Raw genomic sequence first — 23,173 nt, 5'->3', positions numbered from 1 at the left:
CACCAGCAATTAACGTATAGTCTGGCGAACTTCCCGGCACACCTGCAGGTGAAGCCGCATTGGTAATGTACGTGCTGCCGTTGTATGTTACCACTTGACCGGCAGCGTAAGTTGGTGCCTGAGCAGGATCGAATGTTACAGCACCAGTCAACCCAACTCCGGTGGCGCCAGTGGCCCCCCCTGCAGCGATCAGCGTGTAATCTGAAGATGTGCCCGGTATACCCGTGGGACTCGCTGCACTGGTAATGTAGGTACTGCCATTATAATAAACGACTTGACCAGCAGGATATCCCGTTGCTTGAGTCGGATCAAAAGCGATAGCTCCGGATAATCCGACGCCTGTCGCACCTGTCGCCCCTGCAGGACCTGCAGCAAGTAAAAGCGTATAGTCTGGTGAAATACCTGGTGCACCCACTGGACCATTCACATTGGCCACATAGAGACTGCCATCATAGCTGACCACCTGGCCCTGAGCGTAAGTAGGTCCGGTCGAAGGATCAAAGGTTGTAATATTGTTTAACCCTACGCCCGGAGAGCCTGCTGGCCCCTGTGCTCCTTGCGGTCCAACAGGTCCTACAGGTCCTACAGGCCCCACTGAACCTGTAGGGCCTGCTGCGCCTCTTTCGCCAGGAACGCCTGGAACACCTGGGACCCCAGGAACACCTGGAGGACCCGCTGGCCCCGGAATACCTCCAGTTCCCAAGGTTGTCGTAGCTCTGCTTAACGAAATCGATATGGAACGAACTAATCCGACCAGACGATCCTTCACTGCTGGCGGAACTTCCAATAGAAGTGTAACGCTTAACAAATCATCCAACAGATTTTGCAGGTTCCCTGCAAGATTAATTACAGCCACGGGTATGACTTCAGAAGAAGCAATCGTCAGTTCCAATACAGCTTGAAGCTCGGCCTTTACTCCGGCACGTAACTCTGACTGATTCACAAACGTAAGCAGCTGGCGTAAACTATTCTGTAACGCAAGTATATTCGCTGCAGCAGGCTGACTTATTGCAGCAGGAATGGTCACGGCTAGAGAACGAAGAATAGACTCATACTGTTCCAGCTCACTGGCAGTTATCGAAATAAACGGCGATCCCGCTCGAAATGCTCTTCCTTCCAGAAAGGCTTTAATATTCACTCTTTTTCGTCCATCGGACATGCTCAGCTCAATCCTCCTTTGACATCTTATTTTCAAGCTTATGAAGGAGGTGAACAAAAATTATCTTGGACATTTTTTTACGCAATAAAAAAGGATAAAATCTTGTTCCACGTTGAACAAGATTAAACGGAATACTTCAACAAAAAACACCCTCCATCAGAAGGGTGTTTTACGCATTTTTTGTTTAAAATCAACCTATTTCGAAGAATCTACGGGAAATTGCAAAATAAACTCCGTTCCTTCACCAAGGACACTATTCACATGAATCGTTCCTTGATGCGCATCTACGATGTTTTTTACGATAGCAAGGCCAAGTCCTGTTCCCACGCTTTCTCCCCGCACTCGAGCTTTGTCCGCTTTATAGAAACGTTCAAAAATAAAAGGCACGTCCGATGTGGGAATCCCCACACCTTCATCCTTTATACTTACTTTGGCAAAAGGCGCGCGCAGGTGAGTGACAAGTTCAGCCGTAATCTTCACACTTTTACCAGCAGGGGTATGCCTGAACGCATTATCCAGCAAATTCGTAAATACCTGCTCCAGCCTGTCCTCGTCTGCCTGCTGCAGGGAGATGACCTGCTGTTTGCATTCCAAGTGAAGCTGAAGTCCCTGCTCCTTCGAACGCACCATGAATTTCCGATAAATACGTTCCAGAAGCTCACCGAGTTCAACTTCCTTCATGTTCATATCGGTATGTCCCGCATCCATTCGAGCGAGGTCAAGTAAATCCTTCACCAGCCTGCCCATCCGCAGCGATTCATCATGGATGACTTGGATCAGTTCTTCACTCTCTTCCGGTGATGCTGCCATCCCGTCAAGTAAGGCTTCACTATATCCCTGCATCATTGATAAAGGTGTACGAATCTCATGAGATACATTAGCGACAAAGTCACGGCGCATCTTTTCCATTTTCACTTCTTCGGTAACATCTCTTAACACAGCAACTGCGCCTCGTACCACACTATCCGCATACAAAGGGGCCATCTGCACAGACCACACCCCTTGCTGTACATGAACGTTGGAGTTCCGATCTCCTCCCTGCTCCATCACGAGTTTAAATAAGGGAACAAGCGGCTCCGGGACATCCCGGGACGGATTCACGGAAGGATAGCCATCCAGACCTTCATCTTCCTGAGCCCAATCAAGGGCGTACCAGGCCTGCATTATTTTCTCACCAGGCGGATTGGTCAGAATTACTTTGCCCTCACCATCGAACGTAATCACCGCATCCGTCATGCTTCGCAGCACACTTGCCAGATGTTCCTTTTCATGATTCAAATTTCGAATCGTGTCTTCGAGCTGCACAGCCATGTGATTAAACGTATTGGCGAGCTCACCAATTTCGTCATTTGTACGAAGAGAAAGCCTTGTGTCGTAATTTCCCTTGCGAATAGCATTCGCCGCCTGAATTAATTGCTGCATAGGCTGCGTAATTTTGGTGAACAAAAATAATGCAAAAAACGTTGTTAGACTGAATCCAACTATACAGATATATGTGAACAGCCGCTTGATATCTCTGGATTCAGACTCAGCAAAGTTGGTGTCAATATAGGGCAGCAGAAAAAGACCCAGCGCTATAAGTACACATCCTACAAGGCAGATGATCGTAATCCATAATTTTCCAACCAGAGATCTCCAGAACGCGAAATTATTTCGGTACTTCCAGTTTATAACCGACACCCCACACGGTTGTTATCATCGCTGCCGATTCAGGAGATACTTTGTTCAGCTTCTCACGAAGACGCTTCACATGGGTATCTACGGTACGAAGATCACCGAAAAATTCATAGTTCCATACATCCTTAAGCAGCTCTTCTCTGGAGAAAACTTTGTCAGGCGATGTTGCAAGGTAATGCAGCAGCTCGTATTCTTTCGGCGTCAGACTGATCTCTTCGCCGCCTGCCGTCACCCGGTGAGCATCATGTTCAATGACCAGATGCGGGAATACAATGTTGTTGCTTGAGTTGCTTTCCTTGGAAAGGTATGCCGTTGCCGACGAACGTCGCAAAATAGCCTTCACCCGGTAAATCACCTCACGCGGACTAAATGGTTTCACTACGTAATCATCCGCTCCTACCTCGAAGCCCTGCACGCGATTAATTTCTTCCCCTTTTGCAGTCAGCATTAATACAGGGGTAGATTTCACCTGGCGAAGCCGCGTACACACTTCAACCCCATCCATACCCGGCAGCATAACATCCAGTAAAATCAGTCCGTAATCTCCTGCTGTTGCTTTACGGAGTGCGGTTTCGCCGTCTTCGGCTTCATCAATCTCATAACCCTCTTTTTCAAGATACATTTTCAAAAGTCTGCGGATTCTTTCCTCATCATCCACGACCAGTATACGATTCTCATGTTCTGACATGCCACTCCAGCCCCTTTACAATAACTGCTCAACACTTCTATTATGTTCGATCTCGCGAACAATATTTGAATACCCTGTTTTGGATAAAAGGGTACTTCATGAATTTACCGTAGTTTGTCCGCTAAGTTTAAAGGACTCTCCTAGTCTGCTCCAGCATAGGAATGCAATCCTGCAATAATCAGATTTACGCCAACCAAAGTAAACATGACTACGAGGAACCCAAGCACAGCGAGCCAGGCAGATTTCTGCCCCTGCCATCCTTTGGATAAACGTAAGTGCAGATACACACTATAATAAAGCCATGTTATCAGTGCCCACACTTCTTTGGGGTCCCATCCCCAGAAGCGGCTCCAGGCAATCTGTGCCCAAATCATCGCAAAGATCAAGGCCCCCAGAGTGAAAATCGGGAAACCAATCGCAATGGCCCGATAACTGATTTCATCGAGATCATCCGCATCTATTCCGTTCATCATCGGCTGCAGCGCTTGTCCAAGCGGTCTGCGTACAATTAGACGGATAAGTCCGTATAAAATCAGACCCGCAATAACAGACCAAATCACTGTATTCAGCTTACGTCCTGCATTAACTCCGTTCATCCAGGAAGGTGTTTCAAGCAAAGGCTCTTTCATCCCTAGAAACGGTTTCATGCTCTCCACTTCACTATTATATGGAGCAAAAATAGGAGGCATGCGATAAATCACTTTCTCTATTGTACTATTTTCCTCTCCCTTTGTGTCAATGGTGACTGTTGTCTGCGCAAATACAGCCTCATATCCTGCTGCGCGGAAAGCAAACACTGTTCCAATAAATGCAATAACGACAACAATCGTAATGAGCGTGAACTCCACCCATCCGCGCTGACGGCGAGAAGACTTGTCTTTGCCGCTAAAATCAACCGTTCGAAGCAGATACATAAATCCCGCTGCAAAACCTACAGCGAAAAACGCTTCGCCTAATGCAGCCAGCGTAACATGAATTTTCAGCCAGATGGACTGCAGTGCCGGAATCAATGGTTGAACTTCCTGAGGAAATACAGCCGCATAAGCCATAATAATAATCGTCAGCGGAAGTGCAAACAGTCCCAGCAGAGACTTGCGGTAAATTGCATACACCACGATAAATGCAACCATAATCATCATGGATAAAAAGGACATGAATTCGTACATATTACTTACCGGAATATGCCCTGCACCTATCCATCGGGTACCAAAGAATACCAGATGGGCAGTTAAAGCAACTGTAGATGCGATAAATGCACGTTTACCCCAACGATTCATGTGATCTAGCGGATCACGATTGCTCCATTTCTTGCCCATGACGGCAACGGCATACAGCAAAAACGCAGCACAATACAGAAAAAAAGATACGATAAATGCATCGCTGCTGAAATCAAGTATATTCATGCTTGGTTCCCCCCGTTATCCAACGACTTCTCATCTACTTCCAGATTCATCTGTTTCAAAATACCGGCAGCTTCCCGTCTGAAACCAAACCAGTTTTTGTTGGTATGCCCGCCGAGCGTAATTCGTTGATCGTCAAATCGAATCCAAATGCGGCGATGATGCCAATAAAAGCCCATGACAAGACCCAGCATGACAATACCAGCGCCTACCCATACAAAAGGCATCGCTTTGTCCACGCGTATATTCAGGTAGCTTACGGATTGAATAAGGTCTACTTTGTCCATACTGTCAACTTCCAGCTGCAAAGGGAGATCTCCACCTACAAGCTGACGATTAATTGCATCCTGCTGAAAACGCTGCTTGTCGATTTGTTTGGCAAAATACAAGTATTGAATTCCCTTGTCCGGCAGATCCGGTCCTTCGATATGAAAGAGAAATGCAGGTGCATTGGGCGAAGGTGATTTCGATTTTGGCTCTCCTTTATCGTCCAGCGCAAAGTCCATGAATTTTTCTTTAACAGTCAGTTTATAAGGGCCTGCTTCAAAGGTGCGCTGTGTGTCCATCATATCAATCTTCAAAGCCCCATATACTTCCCCGGTCTTCGCATTGACTAGGTCCGGTGTAACAGAGCGTATCGTCGGCGTAAGATCATAATCAAACTGGTATGCCTTCAGCCCTTGATAATTAAGGGGATGATTCACCCGAACATCATGTCTTGCAACCTCAGTAAGCTGAGGTTTTTTGGAGAGATCGGAGCAATCTGCCGTACATTCATACAGAACGACCTTTGTTTCAAATAATTTGGGAACCGTTTTGTTTACATTTTTGAACTGCTCGGGCACTTCGTCTTCACTATAGAATTCCACACTGAACTTCTCATTTTTCAGATACATCGAAGTATTGGGAATCTTTTTAATTTCGCCTTCAGGAAAAGCAACATGCTCATCCAGATTCAAACCCGGAAGCCCTCGTGCAAGTACAGCCAGTAGGAAAATAATAAGTCCGATATGAATCACATATGGCCCCCAGCGGCTGAATCGCTGTTTTTCGGCAAGCAGTGCATCCCCCTGAGTGTGAACACGATATCCTTTTTTACGCAACGGCGTAACCGCTTTCTTAATCCATTCTTCCGGTGCCTCTTCAACCGAACCTTGATATACGAGACGCTGCCTTGTCAGAAACTGCAGATGTTTCCGTATACGCTGTTTGTTAAGAGCTTTGTACAGCGGCAGTACACGATCCAGACTGCAGATTACAAGCGAAGCTCCAATCATCACCAGCAGCAGAATAAACCACCAGGATTCATATGTATGGGATAGGCCCAGGAGATAATATATATGGCCTAGCTGACCATAAGTCTCTTTGTAATAAACCGAAGGATCCATATTCAGAAATGTACTCTCCTGCGGGTAAATCGTGCCCAGCATGGAACCAACCAGCGTGATAACAATCATATAAACAGCGATTTTTACGGATGAAAAAAAGTTCCATATGCGATCAATAACATTTGGATTGCTGCGCTGTGAACGCCGTGCCATGCCATCATAACGCATCTCCAGCACTTCATTGGATTGAGCTTCCGCTTCCAGCAGCGGTTTACCACAAGCCTCACATAATACCGTCCCTACGGGATTCTGATGACCGCACTCACATTTCGTATTTTGGAACACGAATAGACCTCCTGTCAGGGCTGCTTCGCCAGTTGCGAGATTTGAGCGTCAAGTGTGTCCAAATCCAACTGTCCGACGTGAATCGTAGAGATTTTACCCGTTTCTGATACGAAAAACGTTGTTGGCATCGGTGAGATTCCATAGTCACGGACCGAGTTCTTTTCTCGATCCAGCATAATTGGGAAGGTTACACCTACCTGCCTTATGAAATTCTCTACAGTCATTTGATCTTCTCCAACGTTAATTCCAACAAATTGGACACCTTTGTCCTTCCATTTGTCAGCCTGCGCCTGAAGTGCGGGCATCTCTTTTACACATGGCTCACACCATGTGCCCCAGAAATTGATCACCATCGCTTTCCCTTGATACTCATCAGACGTATGAACTTGACCATCCAGGCCCAGCAGTTCAAAAGAAGGGGCCTGTCCCCCTTCTTTCGGTTTGCCATTCGAGCCGGATACCGATGTTGTAATCGCATATCCACCCAACACCAGGATCAAGCACAAAATAACGATTTGCACCGTTCTTCTTGATTTTCCCATGTGCTGCTCCCCTTTGAAGTGACGATTTCATTTGCTATATAAATTGAACTAAAGATTTTACACAGCCCACTCCAATGACAGAATAACCTTACAATCGCTGTTATCCCCAGATTTTTTGAATCCCCTTTTCCAAAGGGGAAAATCCGGTGATAAGCGTATGCTTTCGATGCAGCTTTCTTTCAGAAAGCTTTTAGGCGAGCGCTTCGCTTTTCCAGGTTTTTTCTGTCCTCTCCGTTAACGTGTAAAAGAATTGTTCCACCTATATAGACTCTTGTCATAGATAACTGTGAACATCCTATGAACAATTATAGCGAATTTCGTCACAAAACTGCGGCGGTTTTATGAAAATTATGTGTCCTCACATTACCTTTTTTTCATTTTTTTGGCGGGTTCGGATTTTGCGAGTGTAATTAGATTGTTAACTTCCTCTTTACTTAGGTTACGAGTCAGCCCACGTTTCAGGTTTTGCAGCAAAATGCCTCCAAACGAAATGCGTTTCAGCCGGGTTACCGGATGGTTAATTGCCTCAAACATACGTCTTACCTGACGATTTCGTCCCTCATAGATCGTAATGGAAATCACAGCTTCATTGGCAGCTGTATCCACATCTTTATACTCTACTTCAGCTGGTGCAGTCATGCCGTCCTCCAGCATAATTCCATTTTTCAGCTTTTCCAGTTCTGTACCATGAGGTACCCCTTTAACCGTTGCCAAATAGGTTTTGGGTACGTGATGCTTCGGGTGAGTCAACAAATGTGCAAATTCACCGTCATTGGTCAGAATGAGGAGCCCTTCTGTGTCGTAATCCAAACGCCCTACCGGATAGACACGCTCTTTAACACCCTTCAGATAATCGGATACAATTTTCCGTCCTTCCGGGTCTGATGCACTTGTAATTACACCTTTTGGTTTGTTCAGCATCAAGTACACTTTTTTCTCACTGCGAATCGGTTTTCCATTAACTGTAATCATATCCTCTTCGGGGTTCGCTTTCGTACCCAGTTCAGTTACGACCTCCCCGTTAACTTCCACTTTGCCGGACAGGATTAGTTCCTCACTCTTGCGGCGGGATGCAATGCCTGCCTGTGCGATAATTTTTTGTAATCTTTCCATGTTTGTCATGTCACCTCACACTAATGATACCCATCCAACCGGGAAATCACAAGGATTATCCGATGTTTTTGTCAACAGGCGGGCTTTACCGCTGATTTTATGTGCTCCAGCGTTGATATTCAGCAGTCGGGTATACAAAAAAGTTTACCCTCACCATGTCTGAACTCATTCAGACCTCGCAAAGGTAAACCTTCCTCATTCCAGCTTATGCTGTATTTGTTTTTAGTTCGAAACCCTGCCCGCGACCTGAATCGGCTTTTTCGCGGGTGACGAAGCTTCTTTTATAAATGCCTGCAGTGTTTTTGAAGTAATAAAATACGTTCGTCCGTCATATACAAAGGTCATCATGCCGACTACCCGATTATTTTGATCAAGCACAGGTCCGCCAGAATTCCCCTGCGCCATCGCTTTGACAATGCTGCCCATGTCTGATTTTCCAGGAACATCCATATCACGAGAGCTGAATACCCGACTTTTAGCTATGGTGTTGTAAGTTGAAGGGAATTCATCATCCAATATCACAAGATCTCCGGACGTATTTTTGGGAAATCCAATCGTGTAGACCACCTGATTATCCCTCGCATCGGCGAACTTCACAGGTTCAGCGTCAATGGGTTTGTCCAGCTTCAGCAAGGCCATATCCGTTACCGGATCGGTTTTGATGATTTTAGCTTTAACAGATTTATGGAGGGCCCCCGGGCTCGCAACCGTCAGGGTTCCTTTGTCTCCGTCTGGCAGTTCTGCAATATCCTGAACGACATGATAGTTGGTCAGTACTTCGTCTTTAGATATCAAAATAGATGTTCCAACATCATAATAAACCAGATCCGGCTCATTGGCTTTGATCAAACGTACATTTACTACCGGAAAAGAATCGGCAGTCAATGCCAATTGAGCGCGCAGTGGTTTGTCAAAATAACCGGTAAATTGTATCGTCTGTTCGGCCTGAGCACCTGCTAATCCTGTTGAACCTGCAAGCATCGTCATGGCGAGCATACCAGCCAACCCAAAACGGAGCGTTCGTTTCCAACTCTTCTGCATGTCTCACTCTCCTCCGTTTATATTCTAGCATATCTAGTATATCGGAAGGAAAGGAGCTTTCATTTAACCAAAAACAATCAAGCAAATAGCAAGTGCGGCAATAAAGCCAACAACGTCCGAAAACAATCCCACTTTGAGCGCGTACCGTCCGTTACGGATGCCTACTGCCCCAAAATATACAGTCAAAACATATAAAGTCGTATCCGTGCTGCCTTGAACGGTGGATGCCATCCGGCCAATCATGGAGTCAGGACCATACGTTTTAATGAGGTCGGTAGTAAAAGCGAGCGAGCCTGTACCGGTTAGCGGACGTAATATGCCGAGAGGAAGCACTTCTCCAGGCACACCCATCCAGGAAACGAGCGGAGTGAACAGACTGATAACAAAATCCAGCGCTCCCGAGGCACGAAAAACGCTGATGGCAACCATCATACCTACGAGATGGGGGATAATACTAACAGCCGTCGAGAAGCCATCCTTGGCCCCATCAACAAAGGATTCGTAGACCGGGACCTTTTTGGTAAACGCATATAATGGAACGAACGCGATAATAACAGGGATGGCCCAGACGGAAATCCAGTTAATGAAGGTTAACAAGACTGCTCATCCTTTCATGCCAGGATTACCGCTATGGGATACCCGTGGCGGTCTGCGTAATGCTCGGTTTCGATACCAGCGGTCTGCCATAATGGCCGCAAGTGTAGCAATAATGGTAGCCATTAATGTTGTGCCTACAATTTCTGTGGCGTTGGCAGATTGATAATTCAAGCGGATGGCAATCAAGGTGGTGGGGATAATTGTAATACTGGCGGTATTCAGGGCAAGCAGCGTGCACATTGCTGGTGAAGCTGTCTGTTTGTCCGGGTTAAGTTCCTGCAGCTGCTGCATGGCTTTAATCCCCATCGGGGTAGCCGCATTCCCGAGTCCCAGCAAATTGGCACTCATGTTAGACAATATGTAACCCATAGCCGGGTGGTCTTTCGGTACATCGGGAAACAGAAATCGTACAGCAGGTCCAAGGAGCTTGGCAATGCGTCCCAGGAGACCAGCATCTTCGGCCATTTTCATCATGCCCATCCAGAAAACCAGCACACTGATCAGACCAAAACATACGGTAACACCCGTAGCCGCACCATCGAATGCTGCTTGGGTGACGATTTCAATTTTCCCGTTTACTGCTGCAAAAGCAAACCCGATCAAGATCATCATCAGCCAAATCAGATTAATCATTGGAACCATCCCTCCTCTTAGACAGCAAGCCCCAGCTGCACTACATTTGGTCAAGGTGATAACAGTCGGCTTAGCACAGCTTTCCATGCCGAAATCCATGTTACAGAATCTCCGATGCCGCCCAGTGCATCATCTTCAATTTTCGGCTCGGGTGGAATGTAACTTCCTTTACGATACACCGGTATGGAGCCAATAAATTCGCCTTTAAGATGCATATCGACCCGACCCGCCAAGCCAAATGTAGGATCAGTTGACTGTTCTTCCTCAGCTGTAGTCCCCTGTGCACGATTGTCGAGCAGAATCAGCTTTTTGGTTAAAGATTCCTCTTCCCCCTTGGCGAGCGGGTATTTAAAACCACGCCCGGTTACAAGTTCCATGTTCTGCACGGGCTGTTCCTGCTCTGCAATCTCGACCAGCGGAAAATGTTCAAAGCCAAAATCCAGCATCCTTGCATGGTCATTCCAGTCATCCCCATCATTAAGCGTCACTGCCGCCAATTGCTGTCCATCTCGTGTAGCCGAACTAACCAAACATCTGAATGCTTTTTTGGTGTAACCCGTTTTCACACCGTCAGCACCCTCGTACAAACGAAGCATTTTGTTTTTGTTATGCCAGGAATATTCCCAGCTTTCATTGGGATTTGGAGCTGATTTGTTTTCTGTTGCAACGATGCGTTTGAACACCGGGTTATGGAGTGCATACGCTGTTAACTTCGCTAAATCATTCGCTGTGGAGTAATGACCTTCTGCATCAAGTCCGTGAGGGTTCATAAAATGGGAATGCGTCAAACCGATCTGCTCTGCCTTTCTGTTCATAAGCAGTACAAAACCTTCTTCCGATCCGCCGATATGCTCAGCGATCGCTGAAGCCGCATCGTTCCCTGAACGAAGCATAAGACCATATAACATATTCTCAAGCGTCATTTCCTCACCCAGTTTGAGATACAGTGAAGATCCCTCTTTGGCAAAAGCGGAGGACGTCACCTTGACTTTCTCATCTAACCTGCCTTCTTCAATCGCAACGATGGCTGTCATAATCTTGGTCAAACTTGCAATGCGCAGCTCCTTGTCCCCATCCTTACTGTACAAAATCCGTCCTGAAGTCACATCGATGAGGGACGCACTTTGCGCATGAGTAGATGGTCCGGTAACCGCTGCTTGAACCGACGGTGGGCCCATTAATGAAGAAAACAGCATTACTGGCATAAGCACACCTACAATAACCTTCATGATTTTTTTTCGCATCCACATTCCTCCGGGTCGCTTGGAATCTTGTACTATCCTATGTTCGGACAACCTGGAGTATGTCCCGCACAGGTAAAAACAGCAAAAACCCCTCATGCACCGCAGTGCCGGAGGGATTTAAGATTGCGGCTCAACTATACGTGGTATGATCCGTTTCCACTCGAACATCATGTTCCGTTGTTCCATGATTACGATGACGGAACATCTCCTGAATACGATCGAGTACATAAGGCGTAGAATCAATCAATTTCTCGAACAAGTGCGTCGAATTATCCAGCGGCACGATGTGTACCCCCTGTTTGCCTACGACTAAGAAAGCGATCGGGCGAATGGATACACCACCGCCGCTGCCGCCGCCAAATGGTGAAGCGACCTTCGCGGAATGAGCATGCTCTGTCGCACTTGATGTGCTGCTGCCTTTTCCATCACTCACGTTGAAATCACTGCCGCCTGCTGCAAAGCCGAATCCGACTTTACTAATTGGCAAAATAACGGTACCATCCGGTGTCTCTACAGCATCACCAACGATTGTATTGACATCCACCATGGCCTTGATATTTTCCATAGCAGTTTCCATTAAGCCTTGAATTGGATGATCTGACATCTGTATTCCCTCCAGTTTCAATGTAAACTATACAAGCTAAACTAAAAATGGGTGCAAACAATTAGTTCAACTTATAGGTTTTTTGATCTAACCATATCATCCCCAAACTTGCGGGAGTTATGTAATGCAGGGAACCCGATATAACAGAATGATTCTTTTACAACCTGTTCAATCAATTTGCAAGCTACGTTTCGGATGTATGAGAATCTTTATCCACGATGTGCTTCCGTTTCTTTTTTTCCTTATGTTTACGGCGCTGCTGTTGAAGAAGCTTAAACCACATGCGCCACCCGCCCTCAACCTGCAGCACTCGTGTAAGAAGTCTCATCCCTGCAGCCAAAATCGCCATCATGCGAATCCGAAGTTTAAAATCCAGTTCCGTCCTGAATTCCATTTCTTCCGACCACACAGGAAGAACTTCAAGATCAGGCACTGTTTTGAAGCGCATCTGATAAGTCAAGAAACCAACAATCATTGATTTGACGCTCCACAACCAGCCTGACAGCATGGCCGTATATGCAGCATCTCCCACCCCAACCGCCGTAGACCAGAACAGATTCGTAATATACACCCGTTTGAGTGTCTGCCTGACCCAAATTTTAAGGGCCTCCGTCGCTTTAAGCATAACTTTGACATCCTTGGCCCAGCCTTTTACTTTTCGTTTGTTCACCTGCTGACTCCCGAGCACTTCTCCTCTGGAATGATTCATGGACTGTTCTGTTCTAAGCAGGAAGCCCTCTCTCATATTCCGGAAAACAATGCTCGGAATCTCGTAGTTCATCCGCACGAGACCATACAGCAGCCGAACATGAATATTCGCATAGTCATCGCTCTTATGTTTGCGAAACAGAACATGCACATGAACATTTGAGATGAGGACTGCGGCAATCAGCAGTGCGATGAACAAACCGATTCCTCCAAGCCAGATCCACACAGGCCTTACCTCCAAGCCCTCAATTCTTTTCATGCATAGTATGGCATTTTTCACTGGAAAAAATTCACGTTTGCATTGAAATTCACCATTTTTTGCCGAACATCACTTGACGGGTATGATGCTTGATCAATCCACTTTGCAAATAATATACAAAAAATAAAGGGACAAAGCAGATTTATATCCACTTCGTCCCTCTATGTTCTTACTAATCAACGTTAATTAGGAGGATGAGGATGAATTCGAAGAATCATCCTGCGAATCTGCCGCACGATCTTGTTCTAGAGACCCGGCATTATCTTCGTATCCAAGCTCATGCTGCCCGCCTTGATCTCCAAAGTTCGTCTGCTGTATATCCAGCTTGTTGAATAACAGCTGCGTTTCTTCCTCCAAATTTTCGGAGTCTTCAAACAACCCCGGTTCCGGAAGGTCCTTGATCGAGGCCAGTCCGAAATAATCGAGGAATGACTTTGTCGTTCCGTACAAGATTGGACGTCCGATCGCCTCCGCTCTACCCACTTCAACAATGAGATCCTTGTTCACGAGTGTATGGATAGCGCGCTCAGATTTCACACCACGAATCTCCTCAATTTCCACACGTGTAATGGGCTGACGGTAAGCTACAATCGCCAAAGTCTCCAATGCCGCTTGAGATAACGACGTGCGTGCAGGAGAATAGGCAAGCTTCTCAAAATACGATGCATGTTCTGGCAGCGTGCCAAGCTGCACGACACCTGCTATCTTCAGAATCTGTACACCACGCCCCTGCCGGGAGAAATCAGTGATCATCTCCTCGATGGCATCCGTGACCAGTTCCACCCGCTGGTCGACAATCTCGGCAATCTGTTTGACACTCAGGCCTTCTTCTCCGGACAAAAACAGCAGGCCCTCAATAATCGACTTCAATTTCGGAAAATCCATGATTCGTTGTTTCCCCTCTCCACTCCATAACGATATCCTCAAACAACCGCTCCTGATAACAAACAATTTGCTTCATCTTCATCAGCTCCAGTACCGCGAGAAACGTCACTACGATCTCATGCCGATAAATCTGATCATCCATAAGCTTGGAAAATAATAATCGCCCTCCAGGTCCTACCCGCTCCAAGGCACCGACAACTTCACGTATACGGTCCTTGACCGAGATTTCGTCCCTTTTGATCCGGGTAACTGTTGTGCGCTTCTCAGCCTTGCGCAGTGCTTTCTGAAACGCCGCGATGAGATCAGAAGTATGCAGACCCTGCACCGGGTTCGACTGCTCCTCTACAGGCATATAAGGGCGCAAATCCTCGGGTTCTTTGGAAAAAATAAGGCTTCTCTCCCATTCCCGTTCATGGAGATGCCGCGCAATTCCTTTATATTTGCGATATTCGATAAGACGTGCTATCAGTTCGGCACGCGGATCATAATCTTCTTCTTCCATATAACCATAATCCTCGAAGTCCTCGATTACCGGTGGTTTAGGCAGTAAAAGTTTGCTCTTGATGGACAGCAGCGTTGCTGCCATCACCAGAAATTCACTTGTAATATCCAGTTCCAGCTCCTGCATGGAATGCAGATACGCCATATATTGATCGGTAATATCGCTGATGGGAATATCCTGGATGTCGATCTCAGCCTTGTCAATCAGATGAAGCAGCAGATCCAAAGGCCCTTCAAAAGTCTCCAGTTTGTATGTAACTACCGTCACTAGACGAATCCTCCCGCCAGAAAAATAAAAAACCCTGCCAGCCGTTCGAACCCGGTCTCCCGATTTCGTCTGCGCAAAGCAGGGCACTACTATTAAATAAGCACTATTTTAGCTGTTTCGTCAAGTTCGCCATTTCGATAGCAGCTGATGCAGCATCCCAACCTTTGTTGCCTGCCTTCGTTCCAGCACGCTCAATCGCCTGTTCAATGTTCTCTGTAGTAACGAGTCCAAAGATGGTAGGCACGCCTGTTTTCAGGTTAATCGCTGCTACCCCTTTCGCCATCTCGTTGCAGACATAATCATAATGCGTCGTGGAGCCGCGAATGACCGTTCCGAGTGTGATGACCGCATCATATTTGCCGCTTTCGGCCATTTTCTGCGCGATGAGCGGAATTTCGAATGCACCCGGCACCCAGGCTACATCGACTTCATTGTCCTGCACGCCGTGACGTTTGAAAGCATCCAGTGCCCCGCTGAGCAGTTTGCTGGTAATAAATTCGTTAAAACGTCCAACAACTACGCCATATTTTAATCCTTCTGATACCAAATGTCCTTCAAAATAGTTAGGCATTATCGTCATCTCCCTGTTGATATAATAGGTTCATGGGTACTGAATTACCCTGTTCATTTTGTAATATTTACATATTGGTAAACTACGTTTATTCGTTATTGCTGTTCGTTCTGCTCGATGTCATCAAACTTAAGCATGTGTCCCAATTTTGCCTGCTTCGTATGAAGATAAGCCGTGTTGTCCTCGTTCTCCTTCATCTGAATCGGCACACGCTCCACGACTTCAAGCCCATATCCTTCCAACCCTTTAATCTTACGCGGATTATTCGTTAACAAACGAATCTGCCGAACGCCGAGATCCTTCAGAATCTGCGCGCCGATACCGTAATCCCGCAGATCGGCAGCAAACCCAAGCTTCAGATTGGCATCCACTGTGTCCAGACCTTCCTCTTGGAGCTTGTATGCTTTGAGTTTGTTGATCAGACCGATTCCCCGGCCTTCCTGTCTCATATAAAGCAGCACACCATTGCCTTCTTCATGAATCTGTTTTAGAGCCGCATCAAATTGTGGACCGCAGTCACAGCGATGAGAATGGAACACATCTCCCGTCAGACACTCCGAGTGAACACGTACAAGTACGGGTTTGGAACCGTCAATTTCGCCTTTCACCAGCGCCACATGTTCTTTGTTGTCTACTGCATTTGTGTATGCCACCGCCTGAAATTCGCCGAAATCCGTCGGCATACGCACGGACACTTCACGCTGCACCAGCTGTTCCTTCTCATTCCGGTAACGAATCATGTCCTGTATGCTGATCAATTTCAGATCGTGCTTACGCGCAATCTCCTGCAGATCCGGAAGTCTCGCCATCGTACCGTCTTCCTTGATCACTTCGCAGATCACGCCTGCTGGATATGATCCGCACATGATTGCAAGGTCAACGGCAGCTTCGGTATGACCGGCACGGCGGAGCACGCCTCCATCTTTGGCAATCAGCGGGAACATGTGACCCGGCTTGCGGAAATCGCTGCTCTTGGCATTGGGATCAATCAAACCTTTGACCGTAATTGAACGCTCATGAGCCGAGATCCCCGTCGTTGTCTCCATATGGTCTACCGAGACGGTGAACGCAGTCCCATGGAAATCTGTATTTTGCTGCACCATCGGTTTCAGATTCAGTTCGTCTGCACGCTGCTGCGTAATCGGTACACACACCAGTCCTCGGCCTTCGGTAATCATGAAATTGATCACCTCAGGTGAGGCCTTCTCCGCCAAAGCGATAAAATCGCCCTCGTTCTCCCGGTCCTCATCATCAACTACGATAACTGGTTTACCTCTCATCAGATCGTAGATGGCTTCTTCAATTGAATCCAAGACGGATGGTTCCGATTGTTCTGACATTGGCGCACCTCCTGTTTTTCGTTTTTTGTACACTCATTGGTCAGGCAAAACCGTGATTCGAAAGAAATTCCTCACTGATGCTTCGCGGTTTGCTTGTATTCGTTTCCGCATGACCTCTGCCATACTGCAGCAGGTGATCGACGTATTTCCCTAAAATGTCACATTCAATATTGACGGTATCTCCCGTCTTTTTAATGTTCAGTACGGTCTCACCAATGGTATGAGGGATAATCGAAACAGTGAATGAACGCTGCGTTGTCTCTACAACCGTCAGGCTGATGCCGTCCAGCGTTACAGATCCTTTCGGAATCAGAAACTTGAACAGCTCACTGTCATCCGGTTTGATTTCAAATACAACCGCATTCTGATCTCGTGTGATGCTCCCTATTACGCCAGTCCCATCCACATGTCCCTGAACAATATGACCGCCGAATCGCCCCCCGGACAGCATTGCTCGTTCCAGATTCACCTTACTGCCGGATTGAAGTTGACTGAGATTCGTATGACGGTACGTTTCGGGCATGACATCTGCTGTAAACCCGCCAGCCTCCAGCGTTGTTGCCGTTAGACATACTCCGTTAACCGCCACACTGTCACCAATCTTTAAATCGTCCATAATGACTGCAGCACTGATGTTCAGCACCAGGGCTTCACCTTTACGGCCAATGCGCCGGATCTGACCCACTTCTTCCACCAAACCCGTAAACATACTGCCGCCTCCCTATCCAAAACGATGTATACAATAAGTCTTCTTTATTAATATGATGCTGCATCCTCGAGTTGTCCCGTCCAGTCGATTATTCCGGCCAAACAGGAATTCCGCCAATGCTGATATTATCTCCAACTTGCTCGATTTCCAGCTGATGCAATTGTATGGCCTGGCTCATACGCTCTACACCTTCAAAACGGAAGCTGCCAGGAGTATCATATCCGCCCACAATCTTCGGAGCGATAAACATAAGCAGCCGATCCACAAGCCGCGCCTCCAGCATTGCACCGTTTAATGTACCGCCGCCTTCCAGCAGAATGGAGCCAATCTCCCGTTCTCCCAACTTACTCAGTCCATGAAGCAAGTCGACACGCGGCCCTGGTCCGCAGCGAATAACTTCTACCCCGTAAGCTTCAAGACGCTCTGCGGCTTCCTGGCTGGCCTCATCTGTCGTAAGCACCCAAGTTGGTGCAAGTCCATCCTTGACCATTTTGGAACCTACGGGCAGACGCAGCTTGGAATCCACAACAATTCTTACCGGGCTGATACCCTCGACCTGCAGACGAGTTGTCAGCTCTGGATTATCCGCGATAACCGTATCTACCCCCACCATGATGCCTTGATGACGGTGGCGGAGCGCATGTACGATCTCACGTGCCGGCTCGTTGGAGATCCATTTGCTGTCCCCGCTGCGTGTAGCAATTTTGCCATCCAGCGTAGATGCTGTTTTGAGAGTGACAAAAGGCAGGCCTGTTGTAATAAACTTGATAAACTTTTCATTCATGCGTCTGCCGCGTTCGCGCAAGACACCCACTTCAACCTCGATACCTTGTTGTCGAAGCATACTGATGCCTGTGCCAGACACCTGTGGATTCGGATCTTCACAACAGACCACCACCCGTTTGACCTTCTCGTGTATCAATCGTTCGCTGCAGGGTGGCGTTTTGCCATAGTGACTGCAGGGTTCAAGTGTTACGTATACTGTACTGCCTTCTGCATCACTTCCTGCCATATTAAGAGCATGCACTTCCGCATGCCCTGTGCCTCTCTTCAGATGGCTGCCCAGGCCAACCACTCTTCCATCCTTAACTACGACACATCCCACGACAGGATTAATTCCAGTCTGTCCTTGTGACCGTTCTGCCATATCCAGTGCTAACGCCATATAAAATTCATCATTGATCATTTCCATATATTGTTCACCCCACGGTTATAATCTTGAACTAAAAAATCCCCACCGAACATTCCGTTCCGGGTGGGGATGATGAGAGACAACTGTCATCTACAGGAGGAAACGTGTACAACATACCGCCGCTTGACCCAAACTGCATTTTCAGGCAAGTGAAAACAAACACATACCTTGTTGAATACAAAATTCAGGTAAAGAGTTCTATAAGACGATAGTATGTTCAGAAAAACTTGTTAGAGACAAGCCTTCCCCGCGCAGCGTCACGTCTATTGCTGACGGCTGTGCAGCATCACTCCTGCGGAGTGCAGCCTGCTAGGCATACACTCTCTCCTTCTCCCATCCAGACTATACTGTCGGTTCTGGAATTACACCAGATCAGCCATCTGCCGAGGCAGACAGGTCACGGACTTTGCCATGTAATGGAACTGTAATCCATAACATGATGCATCACCGCCGGTAGGGAATTACACCCTGCCCTGAAGGATCGCTTTCGTTATTAATTGGATGTTAGCACTTTAGTGCCAAAAAATCAATTTATTTTTGTTTCTTTTTGTCACATACTAACTTTTAATAAGCATAAAACAGCAAAATCCGCGTCTCAAGCGAGACCCGGACTTCTACAATTCCCTACAAGCACACTTACAAGTCTGGAAAACACCAGCTTGCCATGTGCCTCAAATCCTTTGCAGCGTGGAACGGAACACTCTCAGGTTTGGGCTGGGAAGCAGCAGGAGCTGGCATATCCCGGGCTACTCTTCTAACCCAACTGGTCGAGTCCATGCCGATGGCCGAGCACTGCCAGCGCTCATCCGACCTTGGACGAACAGTCAGAATAAGGTCTTCTTTTCCCGGCATATCGGTGAATACGCCATCCAGATATTCGACAATGGCACGTTTGTCCTTCACTTCGTGACAGTATACAGTAACCCAAGAGCCACTAAGTGCTTTTACTGCATATACGTCTCCAGGCTGCACTTCACCTGTACCAGCATCGGGAGATTTTTTCGGCACCTTCGCTTTGGCACGCACACTTCGTCTGCTCTCGAACGCGCCAACAACGGTGTCAATCGCTGGAGGATTGGGTTCGGGTTTGTCCTCAAGTGATACATCGCTGCAGTCGAAGCCACTGAAAATTCGGGACAGATTATCCTCGTTTATTCCGATAGATGAATCCCACCATGCCAGTGGAGCTTGAACCTCAACGCGGGTATTGGGCCTCTTGTCGCGTTCGGCATACGAAGTGAAAGCCGTAATCATGCCGGGCTGCTCTGGCGTGTCCAGAATGCCGACCAGCGCCAGCGTTTCAAGCAGGTCGCGGTAAACATATACCTTTTTGGTAGGCAGAAGTTGTTCTTTTTTGAGCGCATCCGCAGCCTTGCTGTAACGGGTCTTAGGCGGCAAATTGCGCAGCACCGTTAACACGGCGCGCAGCGTCCAGCGATCATATTCATTCGGTACAGGAAGCTCTTCCGAAGCGGCCATCTCTCTTAGAGCAAGTACATGTCCAAATATGTCTCCATCCAGCGGTGTGCCGTTTGTCATCCGCCAGTACCACTGAAGCGATGTGTCTACTCCGTCATTCACATCCAAACCACAGATCTGGCACTTATGACTGGAAGGATACGGTCTATATTTATGATCAGGTATGCTGGCTGCGATCAGTTTTCCTGTAAGAAGTGAACGCCAGATCATTGGCGCTGACCATAGAGAAGCCACAAAAGCCTGAGCAGTCTCCTGAAGTGTCCAACGCTCAGACAATGTTCTCAGTTCTCGGATCGTCTCCTCATGCTGCGGTCTTACAAAGTGATTAGGCTCATGACCAGCAGACTCTAGTGCCTGTAATTGTTCCGCCGATACGTCCTCTGGCACATTGTGTCTTGAAGCACGCAGCTCCTCGTCCCAAATCGTGCTCTCACTATAAATGTTTTGAAGTAATTTAAGCTGCTGTACAACATCTAAAGTCAAAGTAACAACATCCTTTCACAGTAGTTCTGAAAACATGTAAGCTCAGTATATCCAGTAGGCTGTCAAACCTCATGTATTCGGTTTCAACAATATGTTCCTAGCTAGAATAACCTACGTTCAACTCATCCCGCCAGTTCCTTTAAGCTTATTTTTGGTAACACATCGCAAGGCAATTATGCAAAAAAGTCGTACAATGCACAAAACCCCTGGTACTTCCGTAATAGGAATGTACCAGGGGTTAACTTGATGCGGTTGACCAGCTTCAGTTGAAATTAAACTTCTACTACTTCAACAGTTTCCATTTTGTCGCGGCCTTCAAATGCATCAACAAACTCCATACCTTTGCTTACTTTACCAAACACGGTATGCTGTCCATCCAGATGCGGCTGCGGTTGGTAGCAGATGTAGAACTGGCTTCCGCCCGTATTGCGGCCTGCGTGTGCCATTGCGAGCGTTCCACGCTCATGTTTGTTCGGGTTAATCTCACAGTTAATTGTGTAACCAGGACCACCGGTACCTGTTCCGCTAGGGCATCCGCCTTGAGCTACGAAGCCCGGGATAACACGGTGGAACACCAGACCGTTGTAGAAACCGGAGTTTGCCAGCTTTTCAAAATTTGCTACTGTGTTCGGAGCTTCTTGATCGAACAGGTCAATCAATACTTCTCCGCCGTTTGCCAATTTAATTTTTGCTTGTTTCGCCATATGTAAATGACTCCTTTCAATTTTGAGCAGGGTTAATTGTGACGCAGCACTTAACTTGAGGTCAAGCATTACAGCACTTTTCTTAGTTTACACCGAAAAGAGCCGAATCGCAAAAGAAAGAACAGCTTTTTTTGATTTTCTGTTCTTTTTGGTTGGATACCTACATGCCGTACAGATACGCAATAGGCACAGCAAAGGACGGAAAGGATATGCCCCTCCGTCCTCTACAATCAGTAAAATCGAGTCTTGCTATTCCGTGACTCAGCTTGATGAATTAACGAGTAACCGGTTGTTTGCCAATACGTGCTGGAACGAGGTCATTTTGAATAATGTCCTGGTAGGACTCGCGGCGTACGACAACATCTCCTTGGCCATCTTTGACAAATACAACCGCTGGACGACGAATCCGGTTGTAATTGCTCGCCATAGAGTAGTTATATGCGCCTGTGCAGGCTACAGCAAGCAGGTCTCCACTTTCCACTTTAGGCAGGTCCAGATCCCAGATCAACATGTCCCCGCTCTCGCAGCATTTTCCAGCGACAGAGACCGTCTCTACTGCCGCTTCATTTGCACGGTTGGCCAGTACAGCTTCATACTTGGACTCATACAGTGCTGGACGTGGATTATCCGTCATACCACCATCTACCGCTACATATTTACGCACGCCTGGAATGTCTTTGCTTGTGCCAACCGTATACAATGTTGTACCGGCCTCACCCACGATACTGCGGCCTGGCTCAACCCAGATTTCAGGTACAGCATAACCGATTTGGGCAAAATGGTTTTTCACCGCATCCGTAATCGCCTTCACGTACTGTGCAACCTCAAGCGGTGTATCTCCGTCGATATAACGGATTCCGAATCCTCCGCCAAGGTTCACCACTTTGAACGCCACGTTCAGACGCTCATATACACTTGCTGCAAACTCTGCGACCCGCTGTACCGCCATCTGGAACCCTTCAACCTCAAAGATTTGGGAACCAATGTGAGAATGCACACCAAGCAATACCAGGTTGGATTGTTTGGATGCAAGTTCAATCGCTTCAAATGCTGTACCGTTGCCGATATCAAAACCGAACTTGGAGTCCGTTTGTCCTGTCGAAATATATTCATGCGTATGCGCCTCAACCCCTGGCGTTACACGCAGGAGGATGTTTACTTTACGATTTTTGTCCGCTGCGACAGCTTGGAGCAGGTGCAGCTCGTTAAAGTTGTCTACTACGAAGCATCCAATTTCAGCGTCAAGCGCCATTTCGATTTCTTCGAGCGTTTTATTGTTGCCGTGGAAATGAATGCGTTCAGCCGGGAAACCCGCCTGCAGTGCCGTGAACAGTTCTCCATCGGATACAACATCCAGGGAAAGACCTTCCTCTGCTGCAAGTGCACACATCGCCATAACACAGAATGCTTTGCTCGCATACGCAACCTGGAAACCCAAGCCTGAAGCGCGGAATGCTTCCATGTACTCCCTGCAGCGCTCACGAACCAGCTGCTCGTCCACAACGTAGAGCGGAGTTCCGAATTGTTCTTTCATATCCGTAACGTCTACTCCACCAATTTCCAGATGACCCTGCTCATTTATTCTACTTGTACCGTGTAAATACATCGTCTGCATTCCTCACTTTTTGTATACTGGAACAGTTACTATTCCATTGATTTTACACCAGTATATCAAATTAAGACGGGAGATGAATGGATTTTTC

At 47.2% G+C, this 23,173-nt stretch carries 21 protein-coding genes, 1 pseudogene and 1 riboswitch; all 22 genes and pseudogenes read right to left on the bottom strand.

Going from position 1 to position 23,173, the window contains the following annotated elements; translation table 11 throughout:
- Positions 1-727 precede the first annotated feature (727 nt).
- Positions 728-1,159 (bottom strand): annotated as a pseudogene (locus ABXS70_RS07860) (collagen-like repeat preface domain-containing protein); the annotation flags it as partial.
- Positions 1,160-1,354: 195 nt separating this feature from the next.
- Complete coding sequence (locus tag ABXS70_RS07855; RefSeq protein WP_342551734.1) at positions 1,355-2,839, bottom strand: ATP-binding protein; 1,485 nt, start codon at positions 2,837-2,839, stop codon at positions 1,355-1,357.
- Positions 2,808-3,524 carry a response regulator transcription factor gene (locus tag ABXS70_RS07850; RefSeq protein WP_110894386.1) on the bottom strand — a complete coding sequence of 239 codons (717 nt, stop codon included), beginning with the start codon at positions 3,522-3,524 and terminating at the stop codon, positions 2,808-2,810. The genes ABXS70_RS07855 and ABXS70_RS07850 overlap by 32 nt, the downstream gene beginning before the upstream one ends.
- Positions 3,525-3,664: 140 nt before the next feature.
- Positions 3,665-4,927: a cytochrome c biogenesis protein CcsA gene (gene ccsA / locus ABXS70_RS07845; RefSeq protein WP_342551735.1), complete on the bottom strand. Its 1,263-nt coding sequence runs from the start codon at positions 4,925-4,927 to the stop codon at positions 3,665-3,667.
- Complete coding sequence (locus tag ABXS70_RS07840) at positions 4,924-6,597, bottom strand: cytochrome c biogenesis protein ResB (protein ID WP_366295135.1); 1,674 nt, start codon at positions 6,595-6,597, stop codon at positions 4,924-4,926. The genes ccsA and ABXS70_RS07840 overlap by 4 nt, the downstream gene beginning before the upstream one ends.
- A 14-nt stretch (positions 6,598-6,611) precedes the next feature.
- The gene (locus ABXS70_RS07835) at positions 6,612-7,139 is read right to left on the bottom strand and encodes a redoxin family protein (protein ID WP_342551737.1); all 528 of its coding nucleotides are present in this window, start codon (positions 7,137-7,139) and stop codon (positions 6,612-6,614) included.
- Between the two features lie 363 nt (positions 7,140-7,502).
- The gene (locus ABXS70_RS07830) at positions 7,503-8,252 is read right to left on the bottom strand and encodes a pseudouridine synthase (RefSeq protein WP_342551738.1); all 750 of its coding nucleotides are present in this window, start codon (positions 8,250-8,252) and stop codon (positions 7,503-7,505) included.
- A 222-nt stretch (positions 8,253-8,474) separates the two neighbouring features.
- Positions 8,475-9,293: a serine protease gene (locus ABXS70_RS07825; protein ID WP_342551739.1), complete on the bottom strand. Its 819-nt coding sequence runs from the start codon at positions 9,291-9,293 to the stop codon at positions 8,475-8,477.
- Positions 9,294-9,356: 63 nt separating this feature from the next.
- Positions 9,357-9,890, bottom strand: coding sequence for a spore maturation protein (locus ABXS70_RS07820; RefSeq protein ID WP_342551740.1), 534 nt, complete (start codon positions 9,888-9,890; stop codon positions 9,357-9,359).
- Positions 9,891-9,896: 6 nt separating this feature from the next.
- Positions 9,897-10,523 (bottom strand): nucleoside recognition domain-containing protein, encoded by a 627-nt coding sequence (locus tag ABXS70_RS07815; RefSeq protein ID WP_342551741.1) that lies wholly within the window; start codon positions 10,521-10,523, stop codon positions 9,897-9,899.
- Positions 10,524-10,573: 50 nt separating this feature from the next.
- Positions 10,574-11,719, bottom strand: coding sequence for a D-alanyl-D-alanine carboxypeptidase family protein (locus ABXS70_RS07810; RefSeq protein ID WP_366296566.1), 1,146 nt, complete (start codon positions 11,717-11,719; stop codon positions 10,574-10,576).
- Positions 11,720-11,897: 178 nt separating this feature from the next.
- Complete coding sequence (gene ytfJ, locus ABXS70_RS07805) at positions 11,898-12,371, bottom strand: GerW family sporulation protein (RefSeq protein WP_366295129.1); 474 nt, start codon at positions 12,369-12,371, stop codon at positions 11,898-11,900.
- 184 nt (positions 12,372-12,555) lie between these two features.
- Positions 12,556-13,305: a DUF2953 domain-containing protein gene (locus ABXS70_RS07800; protein ID WP_342551743.1), complete on the bottom strand. Its 750-nt coding sequence runs from the start codon at positions 13,303-13,305 to the stop codon at positions 12,556-12,558.
- Positions 13,306-13,524: 219 nt separating this feature from the next.
- Positions 13,525-14,223: an SMC-Scp complex subunit ScpB gene (gene scpB, locus ABXS70_RS07795; RefSeq protein WP_366295126.1), complete on the bottom strand. Its 699-nt coding sequence runs from the start codon at positions 14,221-14,223 to the stop codon at positions 13,525-13,527.
- A complete protein-coding gene (locus ABXS70_RS07790; protein WP_342551745.1) occupies positions 14,192-14,992 on the bottom strand; it encodes a segregation/condensation protein A in 801 nt (266 codons plus the stop codon). Before ABXS70_RS07790 ends, scpB begins: the two co-directional genes overlap by 32 nt.
- A 103-nt stretch (positions 14,993-15,095) precedes the next feature.
- Positions 15,096-15,563, bottom strand: coding sequence for a 6,7-dimethyl-8-ribityllumazine synthase (gene ribE, locus ABXS70_RS07785; protein WP_342551746.1), 468 nt, complete (start codon positions 15,561-15,563; stop codon positions 15,096-15,098).
- A 95-nt stretch (positions 15,564-15,658) separates the two neighbouring features.
- Positions 15,659-16,903 carry a bifunctional 3,4-dihydroxy-2-butanone-4-phosphate synthase/GTP cyclohydrolase II gene (locus ABXS70_RS07780; protein WP_366295121.1) on the bottom strand — a complete coding sequence of 415 codons (1,245 nt, stop codon included), beginning with the start codon at positions 16,901-16,903 and terminating at the stop codon, positions 15,659-15,661.
- A 40-nt stretch (positions 16,904-16,943) separates the two neighbouring features.
- Positions 16,944-17,612: a riboflavin synthase gene (gene ribE / locus ABXS70_RS07775; RefSeq protein WP_342551748.1), complete on the bottom strand. Its 669-nt coding sequence runs from the start codon at positions 17,610-17,612 to the stop codon at positions 16,944-16,946.
- A gap of 88 nt (positions 17,613-17,700) precedes the next feature.
- Positions 17,701-18,804, bottom strand: coding sequence for a bifunctional diaminohydroxyphosphoribosylaminopyrimidine deaminase/5-amino-6-(5-phosphoribosylamino)uracil reductase RibD (gene ribD / locus ABXS70_RS07770; RefSeq protein WP_342551749.1), 1,104 nt, complete (start codon positions 18,802-18,804; stop codon positions 17,701-17,703).
- A gap of 321 nt (positions 18,805-19,125) precedes the next feature.
- A riboswitch (FMN riboswitch) is annotated at positions 19,126-19,289 on the bottom strand.
- Positions 19,290-19,440: 151 nt separating this feature from the next.
- Entirely contained in the window at positions 19,441-20,766 is a 1,326-nt protein-coding gene (locus ABXS70_RS07765) for a hypothetical protein (RefSeq protein WP_366295117.1), read from the bottom strand.
- Positions 20,767-21,038: 272 nt separating this feature from the next.
- Complete coding sequence (locus tag ABXS70_RS07760; protein ID WP_145331782.1) at positions 21,039-21,470, bottom strand: peptidylprolyl isomerase; 432 nt, start codon at positions 21,468-21,470, stop codon at positions 21,039-21,041.
- Between the two features lie 274 nt (positions 21,471-21,744).
- Positions 21,745-23,076, bottom strand: a complete 1,332-nt coding sequence (gene lysA, locus ABXS70_RS07755; RefSeq protein ID WP_342551751.1) for a diaminopimelate decarboxylase — start codon at positions 23,074-23,076, stop codon at positions 21,745-21,747.
- Positions 23,077-23,173 lie beyond the last annotated feature (97 nt).

Origin of the sequence: Paenibacillus sp. AN1007 (assembly GCF_040702995.1) — a bacterium.
Taxonomy (GTDB): domain Bacteria; phylum Bacillota; class Bacilli; order Paenibacillales; family Paenibacillaceae; genus Paenibacillus.
The sequence above is the reverse complement of the archived record's forward strand: the minus strand, read 5'-3'. Positions and strand labels throughout refer to the sequence as shown.